At 65.4% G+C, this 13,064-nt stretch carries 12 protein-coding genes and 1 pseudogene; all 13 read left to right on the top strand.

Translation table 11 applies throughout. The features are described 5' to 3' along the window. Nucleotides 1-32: 32 nt before the first annotated feature. Nucleotides 33-806, top strand: a pseudogene (locus GGR44_RS14575) (site-specific integrase); the annotation flags it as partial. A gap of 36 nt (nt 807-842) precedes the next feature. Next, on the top strand, nt 843-1,220 hold the full coding sequence (locus tag GGR44_RS14570; RefSeq protein ID WP_246344697.1) for a hypothetical protein: 378 nt from the start codon (nt 843-845) through the stop codon (nt 1,218-1,220). Nucleotides 1,221-1,323: 103 nt separating this feature from the next. Further along, nucleotides 1,324-1,617: a hypothetical protein gene (locus tag GGR44_RS14565; RefSeq protein WP_183956215.1), complete on the top strand. Its 294-nt coding sequence runs from the start codon at nt 1,324-1,326 to the stop codon at nt 1,615-1,617. Nucleotides 1,618-1,752: 135 nt separating this feature from the next. Then, nucleotides 1,753-2,982 (top strand): TolC family protein, encoded by a 1,230-nt coding sequence (locus tag GGR44_RS14560; protein WP_183956214.1) that lies wholly within the window; start codon nt 1,753-1,755, stop codon nt 2,980-2,982. After that, a complete protein-coding gene (locus GGR44_RS14555; protein WP_183956213.1) occupies nt 2,979-4,481 on the top strand; it encodes an efflux RND transporter periplasmic adaptor subunit in 1,503 nt (500 codons plus the stop codon). The genes GGR44_RS14560 and GGR44_RS14555 overlap by 4 nt, the downstream gene beginning before the upstream one ends. Beyond that, on the top strand, nt 4,478-7,636 hold the full coding sequence (locus GGR44_RS14550) for a CusA/CzcA family heavy metal efflux RND transporter (RefSeq protein WP_183956212.1): 3,159 nt from the start codon (nt 4,478-4,480) through the stop codon (nt 7,634-7,636). Before GGR44_RS14555 ends, GGR44_RS14550 begins: the two co-directional genes overlap by 4 nt. Then, nucleotides 7,633-8,022 carry a copper-binding protein gene (locus tag GGR44_RS14545; RefSeq protein WP_183956211.1) on the top strand — a complete coding sequence of 130 codons (390 nt, stop codon included), beginning with the start codon at nt 7,633-7,635 and terminating at the stop codon, nt 8,020-8,022. Before GGR44_RS14550 ends, GGR44_RS14545 begins: the two co-directional genes overlap by 4 nt. A gap of 311 nt (nt 8,023-8,333) precedes the next feature. Then, nucleotides 8,334-8,693, top strand: coding sequence for a hypothetical protein (locus tag GGR44_RS14540; protein WP_183956210.1), 360 nt, complete (start codon nt 8,334-8,336; stop codon nt 8,691-8,693). 103 nt (nt 8,694-8,796) lie between these two features. Beyond that, nucleotides 8,797-9,150 (top strand): hypothetical protein, encoded by a 354-nt coding sequence (locus GGR44_RS14535; protein WP_246344696.1) that lies wholly within the window; start codon nt 8,797-8,799, stop codon nt 9,148-9,150. Nucleotides 9,151-9,312: 162 nt separating this feature from the next. Then, nucleotides 9,313-9,792, top strand: a complete 480-nt coding sequence (locus GGR44_RS14530) for a heavy metal-responsive transcriptional regulator (RefSeq protein ID WP_183956209.1) — start codon at nt 9,313-9,315, stop codon at nt 9,790-9,792. 273 nt (nt 9,793-10,065) lie between these two features. After that, a complete protein-coding gene (locus tag GGR44_RS14525; protein WP_021243990.1) occupies nt 10,066-10,383 on the top strand; it encodes a hypothetical protein in 318 nt (105 codons plus the stop codon). Nucleotides 10,384-10,403: 20 nt separating this feature from the next. After that, complete coding sequence (locus GGR44_RS14520; RefSeq protein WP_183956208.1) at nt 10,404-12,320, top strand: 2Fe-2S iron-sulfur cluster-binding protein; 1,917 nt, start codon at nt 10,404-10,406, stop codon at nt 12,318-12,320. After that, nucleotides 12,320-13,048, top strand: a complete 729-nt coding sequence (locus GGR44_RS14515) for a hypothetical protein (protein WP_021243992.1) — start codon at nt 12,320-12,322, stop codon at nt 13,046-13,048. Before GGR44_RS14520 ends, GGR44_RS14515 begins: the two co-directional genes overlap by 1 nt. Nucleotides 13,049-13,064: the final 16 nt, after the last annotated feature.

The following is a 13,064-nucleotide window of genomic DNA, read 5'->3' as shown; positions in this document are numbered from 1 at the left end:
GTTGTTTAGCGTACCTTCCACGCTATGCCCTCTTCAAGGGGCCGGTCAAGGACGTCGAGCGGGACAAACCCCGCGGCCTCAACATCAGGGCGCTCCTGGAGGCCTGTGGCGACAATTTGACGGGTCTCAGGGACCGCGCCCTTCTCTCCACTGCTTACGACACCGGCCTGCGCGCCTCGGAGCTCGTGGCGGTCGCGATCGAGCATATCGAAGAGGCAATCGATCCTGCTGCGCGCCTGCTGCAGATCCTGCGCCACAAGGGCGACCAGGAAGGGGAGGGGGCGACCGCCTATCTCAGCCCGCGCACCGTATCGGCGATCGCGGCATGGCGCGATGCCGCGGGGATCGAACATGGGCCTCTGTTCCGGCGCGTGCAGGTCCGGCGCTACAAGGCGCGCCCGGCGGTGAAGGGCCGCCGTATCGACAGCATCTCAAGTCGCGAGGCGTGGGATCTGCGCAAAACCTTGCCCAAGCCCGCGGTGCCAGCCCGGGTCGAGTATGATGTGGGGGAGGGCGCTCTCCATCCTGCTTCGGTCGGCCCGATCTACCGCGCGATGATCCAACGCGCGTTTGACCGTGGCGCGTTGCCCGATCTCACCGCCGACGATTTAGTCCGCCTGCTTAAGGGGATCAGCGCCCATTCGACGCGGGTCGGGCTCAACCAGGACCTGTTCGCCAGCGGCGAGGACCTTGCCGGCATCATGGACGCGTTGCGCTGGAAGTCGCCGCGCATGCCGCTTGCTTACAACCGTAATCTAGCCGCCGAAGCTGGCGCAACTGGGCGCCTGCTCGGGAAACTGAGTTAGAATCTTGCTCCTCTTCTCACATGAGCGTATTCGGATATGATGGTGAAACGTGCGCTTCATCTTCTTCTCCTGCTTGGAGCCCTGATCGGTCTGCTCGGCCAGGAAACCGCTTTTGCGTCTGGCCCGCCTGCGGTGTCCGCGACGATAGCGATGGCGGCGATGACCGATTCCGGGATGTCTGAAGACTGCATGAAGATGATGGCGCAGCAACAGCCCGCGGAGAAACCCTGCAAGGGAATGACGCTCGCCTGCATCGCCGCGATGGGTTGCGTCATTCCCATGGCCGTGCGCAATGACGCGCCGGTGCTTGCGGCGCGCGAAGCAGGTCCAACCCTGGCATTCTGGACGACCACAACGGTCCTGCGCGGCAGCGACCTTACTCCCGAACCGGAACCACCGACTCTCCTTGACTGATCGAACCCGGCCTTCAGGCTGACAGGATCGGTGCGCGCGTCGCGCATCGAAACATCCTGTCGGACCTGCGGCCACCACGATGATTTGCCAAAGGATTACAGTCATGAAGAACCGTGTTTTCTATGCCCTGCTGGGAGTAGCCCTCGCCGCACCGGCCACCGCCTTCGCCGGCCAGCCCGACCACAGCCAACAGTCCGGCCATTATGAGTGGAAGTCGGTTCCGCAATATGGCCCGCGTGCCACGGGACCGGCCCAGCGACGCGTCTGGGTGCCCCATAACGCGCGGGTGGCAAGCTGCGACTGCGACATGATGAAGATGAGCAGCACCGGCGCTGCTGATTGCATGAAGCAGATGCACAGCATGGCATTGCCTTCGTCGGCCTCTTCGGCCGGTTAGGCACAGGTTCTGGCCGCTTCAGGTCGCATAGACGGCTAGGCCAGTAGTGGCGGCGGGATGCCCCCCATTCTGCCGCCGCTGATGTGCCTGCCATAGTGCGCGATGCCGGCCTGATCGTCCGATCAGGAGATTTCCATGCGATTGTTTCTTTGCCTGCCGCTGCTCGCGGCAATCCCCGGCATTGCGCTCGCCGGTCCGCTCACCTTCGAAGCCGCGCTCCAGCGCGCCCGGCAGGAGGCGCCGTCGATCAAGGCCAACGTGCTCGGCGCCAATGCCGCGCGTTCCACGCGCGGCGCGGCTGGCGCGCTGCCCGATCCGACGCTTGGGGTGAGTATCGAGAGCTTCCCGATCTCGGGCCCGCTCGCGTTCGAGCCGCAGCGCGACGATTTCACGATGGCGCGGGTCGGGGTGTCCCAGGATATTCCCAATCTCGCCAAGCGACACGCGCAGCAGGCGCGCGCCGATAGCGACATCAAGGCGGCCGAGGCCGATACCGCGGTCGAGGCGCGCACTGTTGAGGTTGGCACCGCGCTGGCCTGGATCAATCTGGCCTATGCCGAACGCAGGCTCGCCGCGCTCGACGATGTCCTGTCCCGCCTCGAGCAGGTGGTGGGAACGACGCCAGGCGCAGTCGCCTCGGGCAACGCACGGCCAGCGCAGACCCTCGCCGGGCGGCAGGCCGTTGCCGCCATGCAGGATCGCCGGAGCGAGCTGGTGTCGAACGTGGCGCGGGCACGCGCGATGCTGACCCGCTGGACAGGCGATCCAGCCCCCGAAATTACTGGGCCAATTCCCTATTTTGCGGTCGATGCAGCAGCCCTGCGCGCAGGGCTCGATCGCCTTCCTACTATGCTGATGATCGATGCCAAGGCCGGCCAGGCGGATGCCGATGTGCGCTTGGCCGATGCCGGCCGGCGCTCCGACTTCGGTGTGAATGTCGCGTATCAACGCCGCGATCCCCGGTTCGGCGACTATGTCTCGGCCGGCGTGACGGTCAGCCTGCCGTTCTTCACCCGCAATCGCCAGAATGCCGGGATCGCCGCGGCCCAGGCCACTGCCGGGCGGATACTGGCGGAGCGTGAAGCGGCCCGGCGTGCGCTCGCCGCCGACCTCGATGCCGATCTCGCCGACCATGTCATGCATCATGAGCAGTGGATGCGCGCGCGGGACACGCTGCAACCGCTCGCCGAGCAGCGGGTCAGGCTGGAGACCGCCAGCTACGGCGCCGGGCGCGCCAGCCTTGTCGATATCGCCGACGCCTATGCCGCGCTCGCCGACGCCACTCTCACTGTCCTCGACCGCGAAGCCCTGGTCGCCGCCGACGGCGCCCGGCTGACCCTCACCTATCGGAGCGCCGACCAATGAATGAAGCCGCTTCCCCGATCCGGCCGCGCCTCGCGGCCGCCGGTCTCGTCCTCGCCCTGGTTGCGGGAGCGGGCGGCTATGGGATCGCGCGCTGGACAAGCCATCTGACCGATAGCCCGTCAGCAGCCCCGGGCGCCGACGCCGGCCGCAAGGTGCTCTACTGGTATGATCCGATGGTGCCGTCGCAGCATTTCGACAAGCCGGGCAAATCGCCGTTCATGGATATGCAGCTTGTCGCCAAATATGCGGATGAAGGCGGCAGCGACGTGCCCGGCGTGCGGATCGATCCGGCGACGTCGCAAACGCTGGGACTCCGCACGGTGACAGTCCGGCGCGGCGAACTGGCGAGCAGTCTCACCGCTACCGGCACGATCGACTTCAACCAGCGCGATGTCGCGATCGTGCAGGCCCGCGCGGGCGGGTTCGTGCAACGGGTTTATGGTCGCGCGCCGGGAGACGTGGTCGCTGCGGGGGCGCCGCTTGCCGATATCCTGGTGCCGGAATGGGGTGGTGCGCAGGCCGAATTTCTTGCGGTGCGCCGTCCCGGCAACGCGGCGCTGATCCAGGCGGCGCGCCAGCGACTCATGCTGCTCGGCATGCCGTCTGGCACGATCGCTTCGGTCGAGCGAGCGGGACGGCCGCACAATGTCATCACAATCTCAACGCCGACCGGCGGGGTCATCAAGACATTGGATGTGCGCGCAGGGATGACGATGGCGGCGGGACAGACGCTCGCCGAGGTTAACGGCCTCGGCACGGTCTGGCTCAATGCCGCCGTACCCGAGGCGATCGCCGGTCCGCTCAGACCCGGACAATCCGTGCAGGCAACGCTCGCAGCATTTCCCGGCGAGACCTTGTCGGGCCGTGTTTCCGCGATCCTGCCGCAGACCCGGGCCGACAGCCGGACGCTGACCGTGCGGATCGAACTGCCCAATCGCGGCGGACGCCTGCGCCCGGGCATGTTCGCGACCGTGTCGTTCGGCGGAGCCACGCAACCGGCGCTGCTGGTGCCGTCCGAAGCGCTGATCCGCACCGGCAAGCGGACCCTGGTGATGCTCGCGCTCGACAAGGGGCGCTACCGGCCGGCCGAGGTGCAAACCGGAAGGGAGGCCGGTGACGACACCGAGATCCTGGCTGGCCTCAGCGAAGGCGAAAAGATCGTCGCCTCGGGCCAGTTTCTGATCGATTCCGAGGCCAGCCTCTCTGGCGTGCAGGCGCGGCCGATCGGCGGGGCTACTCCGCCAGCAGTTGCCAAGCCCGCCGCTACGGCGACGCTTTACGAGACCGTCGGCAAGATCGAGCAGGTCACCGCCAATTCAGTGACGCTCAGCCATGAGCCGGTGCCCGCCATCGGCTGGCCGGCGATGACAATGACCTTCCAACTTCCCGATGCATCCATCGCGCGTGGCCTGAAGACGGGCGACCGTGTTCGCTTCGGCTTCGATCGACCGCCTGCAGGACCGACTGTGCGGCGCATGGCCCAGGTGGCGGGCCAGTGATCGCTCACCTCATTCGCTGGTCGGTCCGCAACCGCTTCTTTGTCCTGATCGGCATGCTGGCGCTGGTTGGCGCCGGGCTATGGGCGGTGCGTTCGACCCCGATCGATGCGCTACCCGATCTCTCCGACGTGCAGGTCGTGATCCGCACTTCCTATCCGGGGCAGGCGCCGCAGATCGTCGAGAACCAGGTCACCTATCCGCTCACCACCACGATGCTGTCGGTGCCCGGCGCCAAGACGGTGCGCGGCTATTCCTTCTTCGGCGACAGCTTCGTCTATGTGATCTTCGAGGACGGCACCGATCTCTATTGGGCGCGCAGCCGTGTGCTCGAATATCTCAACCAGGTGCAGGGACGGCTCCCGACTAGCGCCCGCAGCGCGCTCGGCCCCGACGCCACCGGGGTCGGCTGGGTCTATGAATATGCGCTGGTCGATCGCAGCGGTCGTCACGACCTGTCGCAGCTTCGCGGGCTTCAGGACTGGTTCCTGCGCTACGAATTGAAGACGGTGGCCGGTGTCGCCGAGATCGCCAGCATCGGCGGCATGGTCAAGCAATATCAAGTGCTGCTCGATCCAGTGAAGCTCGCCGCCTACGGCGTCACCCACGCCCAGGCCGTCGATGCCATCAGACAAGCCAATCAGGAAGCAGGCGGCTCGGTGCTGGAGATGGCCGAGGCCGAATATATGGTCCGCGCCTCGGGCTATCTGAAGTCGCTCGACGATTTCCGGGCGATCCCGCTGAAGACGGCGGCCGGCGGCGTGCCGGTGCGGCTAGGCGATGTCGCCACCATCCAGATCGGCCCCGAGATGCGGCGCGGTATCGCCGAGCTGAACGGCGAAGGCGAGGTCGCCGGCGGCGTCGTCATCCTCCGTTCGGGCAAGAACGCCCGCGAAACGATCGCGGCAATCAAGGACAAGCTCACCGATCTCAGGAAGAGCCTGCCGGCCGGCGTCGAGTTGGTGACGGTCTATGACCGTTCGCAGCTCATCGATCGTGCTGTCGAGAACCTCACCCACAAGCTCATCGAGGAGTTCATCGTCGTCGCAATCGTCTGCGGGCTGTTCCTCTGGCACGTCCGCTCGGCCCTGGTCGCGATCCTCACGCTGCCCTTGGGTGTGCTCGCCGCCTTCGTCGTGATGCGGTTCCAGGGGGTGAACGCCAACATCATGTCGCTGGGCGGGATCGCCATCGCCATCGGCGCGATGGTCGACGCCGCGGTGGTGATGATCGAGAATGCCCACAAGAAGATCGAGCGCTGGGAGCAGGATCACCCGGACAAGCATCTCGAGGGCGAGATGCGCTGGATCGTCGTCACCGAAGCCGCCGCCGAGGTCGGGCCAGCCCTGTTCTTCAGCCTGCTGATCATCACGCTGTCGTTCATTCCGGTGTTCACGCTGGAGGCGCAGGAAGGCCGGCTGTTCGCACCGCTCGCCTTCACCAAGACCTATGCGATGGCGTCAGCCGCGATTCTGTCGGTAACCCTGGTGCCGATCCTGATGGGCTGGCTGATCCGGGGGCGCATCCCGGCCGAGCAGGCCAATCCGGTCAATCGCTGGCTGACCAACCTCTACCGGCCCGCGATCGACTGGACGATGCAGCGGCCCAAGACCGTGCTGCTGATCGCGGCCTTGGTGTTCGCGACCACCGCCTGGCCGCTCTCTCGGCTTGGCGGCGAGTTCATGCCCAACCTCGACGAGGGCGACCTGCTCTACATGCCGTCAGCCTTGCCCGGCCTATCGGCGGCGAAGGCCTCGCAACTGCTCCAGCAGACCGACCGGTTGATCAAGACCGTCCCCGAGGTGGAGAGCGTGTTCGGCAAGGCCGGGCGCGCCGAAACCGCCACCGACCCCGCGCCGCTCGAAATGTTCGAGACGACGATCCAGTTCAAGCCGCGCGACCAGTGGAGGCCGGGGATGACGCCGGAGAAACTGGTCGATGAGCTGGACCGGACAGTGAAGCTCCCTGGCCTCGCCAATGTCTGGGTGCCGCCGATCCGCAATCGGATCGACATGCTGGCGACCGGCATCAAGAGCCCGATCGGGGTCAAAGTCTCTGGAGCCGACCTTATCCAGCTCGACCGCATCGCCCATGACGTCGAGACGGTGGCGAAAACCGTGCCGGGGGTCAGTTCGGCGCTCGCCGAGCGGCTGACCGGCGGGCGCTATATCGATGTCGATATCGACCGCGCTGCTGCCGCCCGGTTCGGGCTCAACATCGCCGATGTCCAGCAGATCATCTCGGGTGCGATCGGCGGCGAGACCATCGGAGAGACGGTCGAGGGGCTGGCGCGCTATCCGATCAGCGTGCGCTATCCGCGCGAATTGCGCGACAGCCTCGAAGGGCTAAGGACGCTCCCGGTTCTGACCCCATCCGGCCAGCAGATCACGCTCGGCACCGTGGCCAATGTATCGATCGCCGAAGGGCCGCCGATGCTCAAGACCGAGAATGCCCGGCCTTCGACCTGGGTCTATGTCGATGTCCGTGGACGCGACCTCGCCTCGGTTGTCGGCGACATCCAGCGCGCGGTGACGAAACAGGTCAGGCTCTCGCCCGGCGTCAGCATCACCTATTCCGGCCAGTTCGAATATCTCCAGCGGGCGGTCGACAAGCTGAAGCTTGTCGTGCCGGCGACGCTGCTGATCATCTTCGTGCTGCTCTACATGATCTTCGGCCGGTTCGACGAGGCGGCGCTGATCATGGGCACACTGCCGTTCGCGCTCACCGGCGGGATCTGGACGCTCTACCTGCTCGGCTTCAACCAGTCGGTTGCGACCGGCGTCGGATTCATCGCGCTGGCTGGCGTCTCCGCCGAGTTCGGCGTGGTGATGCTGATCTACCTCAAGAACGCACTGGAGGAGCGCCATGCCGATCCTGATGCGGCCGAGGTTCAGGCGGCAGTGCGCGAAGGCGCGCTGCTTCGCGTCCGTCCCAAGGCGATGACGGTCGCGGTGATCCTCGCGGGGCTGTTGCCGATCCTGCTAGGATCGGGCGCCGGCTCCGAGGTGATGAGCCGGATCGCCGCGCCGATGATCGGCGGCATGCTGACCGCGCCGCTGCTCTCGATGTTCGTCCTTCCCGCCGCCTATCTGTTGCTGCGCCGTCCGAAAACCAAGCCGATCACTCAACCCGTTTCATCATGCAGGAGAAGACCATGAAGCATGCAAGACTGACCATTGCCCTCGGCCTCACCGCCCTGACCGCCGCGTGCGGCAAGAGGGCGGAAACGCCGGTTGCGGCCGAGACCAACCAGGCGACGCCTGCCACCGCAGCCATGAGCGGCGACATGGGCAACGTGGCGATGGCACCGGCGGCTGCGCCGATCATGGCCAAGGGTCATGGCACGGTTACCGCCATCGACAAGGTGGCGGGCACGATTACGCTCGACCACGGCCCGATCCCCGAAGCCAAGTGGCCGTCGATGACCATGGCGTTCAAGGCGGCGCCTGCGATCATCGATGCGGCGAAGGTCGGCGACAAGGTCGATTTCGACCTTATGTTGACCGGCAGCGCCGGGAAAGTGACCGCCATCCACAAGCAATAGAGCAGGCGCTGCGCCGTCCTCCTGCATCGCCCAGCACCCCGGCACTCCACTGATGTTTGCATAGCAGCTAGCTCCCGGCAAGCATCAGCGCAGGCCTGCCAAGATTCGCCCCTCCTCCGAGGATGGACGGTAGATCGAGACGATCGGGTTGCACCGTCGCGGCAGGCGACCTCTTCGGCAACCGCCTGACCAAGTGCTGCGGCCTATACGTATATCGAGGCTGGACCTGGGACCGTACTCCGACGCTTGAAGAGAAGTTCTTCCCCTCGCTTTCCCGGCGGTGGTGTCAATATCTACTGAAGGAGGAGAATATGATCAAGAAGTCGCTCATGGCCGCGCTGGCCGGAATTTCGATGCTTGCCGCCGTTCCGGCGATGGCTCAGGGTATCGGGCACAGCTTCTTCATGCGTGGCTCGATCGTGGGCGCGGATGCCCAGGGCACGATCGTTTGCATCGGCAAGAGCGATGGCGCCGAAGTCGGCCAGACGCTGGAAGTCTATCGTGTCGTGACCCATCCTGGTCCTTCGAAGGGCGCCGGGCCGACCTACCATCGTCAGCTTGTCGGGCATGTGACCGTCGACCACATCTACGATGATCACTTCGCGCACGTCGCGGTGAAGGATGGGACGCCGGCAAAACACGACATCGTCGAGCTGCGCCGCAGCAACTGACACGACCTGGCGTCGGTCGGAGCCGCGGCCGGAGCTGAACCTCCACCGCCGCTCCGAACGAGATAGCCGAGAGGTTCGCACTCAGCTAATAAAGGAGTTCGACATGAAAGCAGTGATGCTTGCGGCAGCGGGTTTGGCCCTGCTATCGGCAGTCCCGGCCGCCGCGCAAGGTATTGGCCACACATGGTTCATGCGCGGTTCGATCGTTGGTACCGATGAGACCGGTCCGGTTGTTTGCATCGGAAAAGCCGATGGTGCGGAGGTCGGTCAGGTTCTCGACGTGTATCGGAACGTCCCCGTACCGGGCGGTTCCTATAAGGGCACGGGTCCGGCATTCCGCCGGCAATTCGTCGGTCATGTGAGGATCAATCACATCTACGACGATCACTTTGCCCATGTGACCGTCGCGGACGGCACACCGGCCAAGCACGACGTCGTCGAGCTTCGCAAGAACTGACCGTGCCTCCGGCGACCGGCCGGCAGGAGCTGCCCGACGGCGAGGATGTCGGGTAGACCGCCGGCTGGCCTGGCGCCGGTGGCCTAAACGGGGCCATTCGGGGTCGCAGTAAAACTGCTTGACCCAGGACCACGGTCCCACCGGCATAATCGAGCGGATGTCATGGGAAATTTCAAGATCGGCGAACTGGCCGCGGCCGTAGGCGTGGGGCGTGACACGATCCGCTATTACGAGCGGATGGGTCTGTTGCGTGCGCCAGAGCGAACGGCAGCGGGCTATCGGCTGTACAATGAGACGGATCTCGAGCGCGTCAACTTCATCCGTTCGGCACAGGAACTCGGTTTCACTCTCGAGCAAGCTCGGCAGCTGCTGGAACTCAGGGCTTCCGACACCTCCAGTGCACAAGCCGTGCTCGACATCACGCACGCCAAGATCAGTGACACCGAGGCCCGGCTCAAGCGTCTGTCCGACATCCGCGAAATGCTTCGGATGCTTGCCGACGAGTGCCCGGGCGAGGTGCCAGTTTCCGATTGCCCGATCCTCGCCTTCCTGACGGCAAGACGGAAGGACCAACGACAAAAAACAAAAGACGAAGCAGCGCAGGAAGAACGATCACCGCTACCGAAAGGGGTCTTATCATGACGAAAAGGTATATCATCGCCGTAACAGTTCCGGCGTTACTTCTGGGAGCCTGTGTGACCACACGGCCCACGAGCGCACAGGTGGAGAGCTGCCGGGCGATGGAGAGCAATATGGGTCTCCAGACGCCCCATGACCATCGTGAGATGAAGGGCCAGGGCCGCAATCCCATGAACCTCTCGCACGACCAGTGCCTTCGGATTCTCCGTAACGCGGAATGAGCCGGTCGGGGCGGCAGTCTGCCGCCCGGACGTTTCCAGAGAGAAGGAACAAGCCATGATCAGACATGCCAAGACCTTTCTTCCCGTTGCCGGCGGGAGCTTGCTGGTGGCGCTCGCGCTCGCCGGCTGCGACCGCAAAAGCGATCAGACGGTGCCGGCCGCGGAGAACAGCGTCGCCGCCGCCGCCCCGACCGACACGATGAACGATGGTGCCACGGATTCCGCGCATGAGATGAACAGTCAGGAGGAGATGGACCGACATCACCGTCAGGCCATGGACCATGATGCGATGCGAGCGGGCGGCATGAACCAGAGCGCACCGGCAACCGACGCGGCGCCGACGAATTCGGCGATGCCGATGAAAGATATGTAGGCGCGCAAAAGGGGAAGGGGATGCGCAACCGGATCAGCCTGCGCCGCTGCAGCCTTTGGCTCGTGCTCGCCCTGAGCGTCTCCACGAGCGTCAGCGCGCAGGAAGGCGAGGATCATGCAGCCCATCATGGTGGGGACACGGGTACAGCCTCGATGCCGACGGGTGGCGCCATGTCTGCTCCGGCGGCGCCGGGCTCCACCGACATGGCGAAGATGATGGACTCCATGATGGAGCGCATGATCAACGGCGAGGGAGAGAATGAGCACGGCCACGATTCTCGGCGGTCGGCCTTCTTCTCGCAGCTGCTCGCCTTTCCGGCGCTCGATGAAGCAGCCCGGCAGCGTGTGGCGTCACAGGCCAGCGAACGGGTCAACACAGGCCTGGCGATGATCAACGCCGCGTCCGCCGAGGGAGCACGTGCGACGACGGTTTCGGCCCGGCTTGATGCGGCCCAGCGCCTGCGCGAGGGCACCGATATGTTCCGCGCGGGCTCCGCCGCACAGGGCGCGATCGGGGGCCTGCAGCCGCCCCAGGACGTGGGCCTTTCCTGGTTTCGCGACCAGCTCGATCTGGACGAGCCTTCACCCGGACATGCCAACCATTGGTTCGGCATCTCCCCTTCGCATCTGTTGCTCATGATCTTCCTGGCGCTCGTCAGCGCCACGTTGATCGCATTGCAGATGTTCCGCCTGCGGCGGATCGGCGCGATCGTCGGCGGAGGTGCCGTCAAATCGCCGGCGTCGGCGTCGCCGGTGGCTGCTCCGATTGCCGGCAAACTCGCGGCGCCGTCCGCGCCGGACGTCGTGGCGCTTGCGCCCAGCAACGCCGCACCGCCAGCCGGCGCCTCGCTGCGCAAGCCGAAAAGCTGGGCCGGGCAGCTGCGCGTCGTCCAGATCGTCCGCGAGACGCCGACGGTGCTGACCTTCCGTCTCGCCGATCCGGCGGCCGATCGGCTGCCGTTCGATTTCCTCCCCGGCCAGTTCCTGCAGGTCGAGGTGGAACCCGAGGACGGCAAGACGGCGCGCCGGTCCTATACCATCGCATCCTCGCCGACGCAGCGCGCCTATGTCGAGTTGACGGTCAAGCGCGAGGAGCAGGGCGTCGTCTCGCGCCATCTGCACGACAAGGTTTCCGCAGGCGACCTTCTGAAGGTGAGCGGTCCATTTGGTGCCTTCACTTTCACGGGGACCGATGCGCAGAGCATCGTCCTGATCGCGGGCGGGGTGGGCATCACACCGATGATGTCGGTGCTGCGCTATCTCACCGACACGGCCTGGGATGGTGACATCTTCTTCTTCTACGGCGCTCGTTCCACCGAAGAATTTGTGTTCAGGGACGAGATCGAGCGTCTCGAGCGCCGCTTCGCCAACCTCCACGTCATAGCCGCCATGCAGCGCTCACCCGGCACTGTCTGGATGGGACCCGAAGGCCCGATCACCCGGGAAATGATTCTGGCGGCGGTTCCCGAGATTGCGAGCCGCCGCATCCATATGTGCGGTCCACCGGCGATGATGGGCGCGATGCGCACCATCCTTGCCGAGCTTGGCGTGCCCGAAGCGCAAGTGCACACCGAAGCCTTTGGCCCGGCCTCACTGCCTGCCGATGCCGACGAGCTCGAGGTGAAGCCCGCATCCCCACCCGCGCAGGATCAGCCTGCGGGGCCGGCGGTGGCGCCGAGCACCGTGACCTTCTCCGTGTCCGGCGTTTCAGCGGCCCTTCCGGCCAACGAGACCGTGCTCGAGGCGGCGGAAGGCGCGGGTGTGGAAATCCCCTATGCCTGCCGCGTCGGTCAGTGCGGCGTCTGCGTCGTCAAGCTGCTTGAGGGTGAGGTGACGATGGAGGTCGAAACCGGCCTGGCGCCGTCCGACAAGGAACAGGGCTATGTCCTCGCCTGTCAGGCCAAAGGAACGGGCACACCGCTCGTCGTGGAAGCCTGATGCGCGAGCGGGGCGACCTCATCGTCGGCCTGCTGGTCGCTTTTCTGCTGCTGTTTCCGCTCGGCTATCTCGTGCATGTCTCGCCCCGGTTTCCGGGCAGTCTCGCGGGCGGGATCATCGGCATCGCGGCGCTGGTGCTGATGGTGCTGACGCTTCCCTATGTAGCAGCCAAGCATATCAAATGGGTCGACAAGGGACTCTCGCATGTCGTGAGCAAGCCGACCTTGCTCGCCATCCACATCTATGCCGGCGTGCTCGCGCCGATCCTGGGACTGGTGCACGCCGCGCATAAGTTCGAAAGCCCGGTCGGCCTGCTCCTCACCGTTATCCTGTTGATGACAGTCATCACCGGGTATATCGGCCGCTATCTCCTCGCCCAGATCGCCAAGGCGCTGAGAGGCCGCAAGTCGGAGCTGGCTTCCCTGCGGTCCGCCTTTCTCGACGAGCCGGCCCCGCCACCTGCAACAGCTGGGACCAAGGCGCCGCTGTCGGGCTGGAAGCGTTATTTCTTCGTCGCGGGCGACGCACCGGCCGTCGACTTGCCCGAGGACAGGGAGGCGCTCGCGGCGGCGCTCACCGACACCGAATTTGCGATCCGGGCTGAAGAGGCGACGAACGCGCTGTTCGCCAAATGGCGGCTCCTGCACATCCTTCTGGCCTGTCTCATCTATGCGCTGCTGGCGCTCCACGTGGGCGCCGCGATCTATTTCGGGCTGCGCTGGCTATGAGATGGCAACGCCTCCT

This window comes from Sphingobium fontiphilum (assembly GCF_014196635.1).
GTDB classification, from domain to species: Bacteria; Pseudomonadota; Alphaproteobacteria; order Sphingomonadales; family Sphingomonadaceae; genus Sphingobium; species Sphingobium fontiphilum.
This window is presented reverse-complemented; position numbering and strand designations above follow the sequence as displayed.

What these genes read in the sequence shown, in the direction of transcription:
- GGR44_RS14570 (WP_246344697.1), top strand. Translation starts at nt 843, where the DNA reads ATGATGGTGAAACGTGCGCTTCATCTTCTTCTCCTGCTTGGAGCCCTG.
- GGR44_RS14565 (WP_183956215.1), top strand. Translation starts at nt 1,324, where the DNA reads ATGAAGAACCGTGTTTTCTATGCCCTGCTGGGAGTAGCCCTCGCCGCA.
- GGR44_RS14560 (WP_183956214.1), top strand. Translation starts at nt 1,753, where the DNA reads ATGCGATTGTTTCTTTGCCTGCCGCTGCTCGCGGCAATCCCCGGCATT.
- GGR44_RS14555 (WP_183956213.1), top strand. Translation starts at nt 2,979, where the DNA reads ATGAATGAAGCCGCTTCCCCGATCCGGCCGCGCCTCGCGGCCGCCGGT.
- GGR44_RS14545 (WP_183956211.1), top strand. Translation starts at nt 7,633, where the DNA reads ATGAAGCATGCAAGACTGACCATTGCCCTCGGCCTCACCGCCCTGACC.
- GGR44_RS14540 (WP_183956210.1), top strand. Translation starts at nt 8,334, where the DNA reads ATGATCAAGAAGTCGCTCATGGCCGCGCTGGCCGGAATTTCGATGCTT.
- GGR44_RS14535 (WP_246344696.1), top strand. Translation starts at nt 8,797, where the DNA reads ATGAAAGCAGTGATGCTTGCGGCAGCGGGTTTGGCCCTGCTATCGGCA.
- GGR44_RS14530 (WP_183956209.1), top strand. Translation starts at nt 9,313, where the DNA reads ATGGGAAATTTCAAGATCGGCGAACTGGCCGCGGCCGTAGGCGTGGGG.
- GGR44_RS14525 (WP_021243990.1), top strand. Translation starts at nt 10,066, where the DNA reads ATGATCAGACATGCCAAGACCTTTCTTCCCGTTGCCGGCGGGAGCTTG.
- GGR44_RS14520 (WP_183956208.1), top strand. Translation starts at nt 10,404, where the DNA reads ATGCGCAACCGGATCAGCCTGCGCCGCTGCAGCCTTTGGCTCGTGCTC.
- GGR44_RS14515 (WP_021243992.1), top strand. Translation starts at nt 12,320, where the DNA reads ATGCGCGAGCGGGGCGACCTCATCGTCGGCCTGCTGGTCGCTTTTCTG.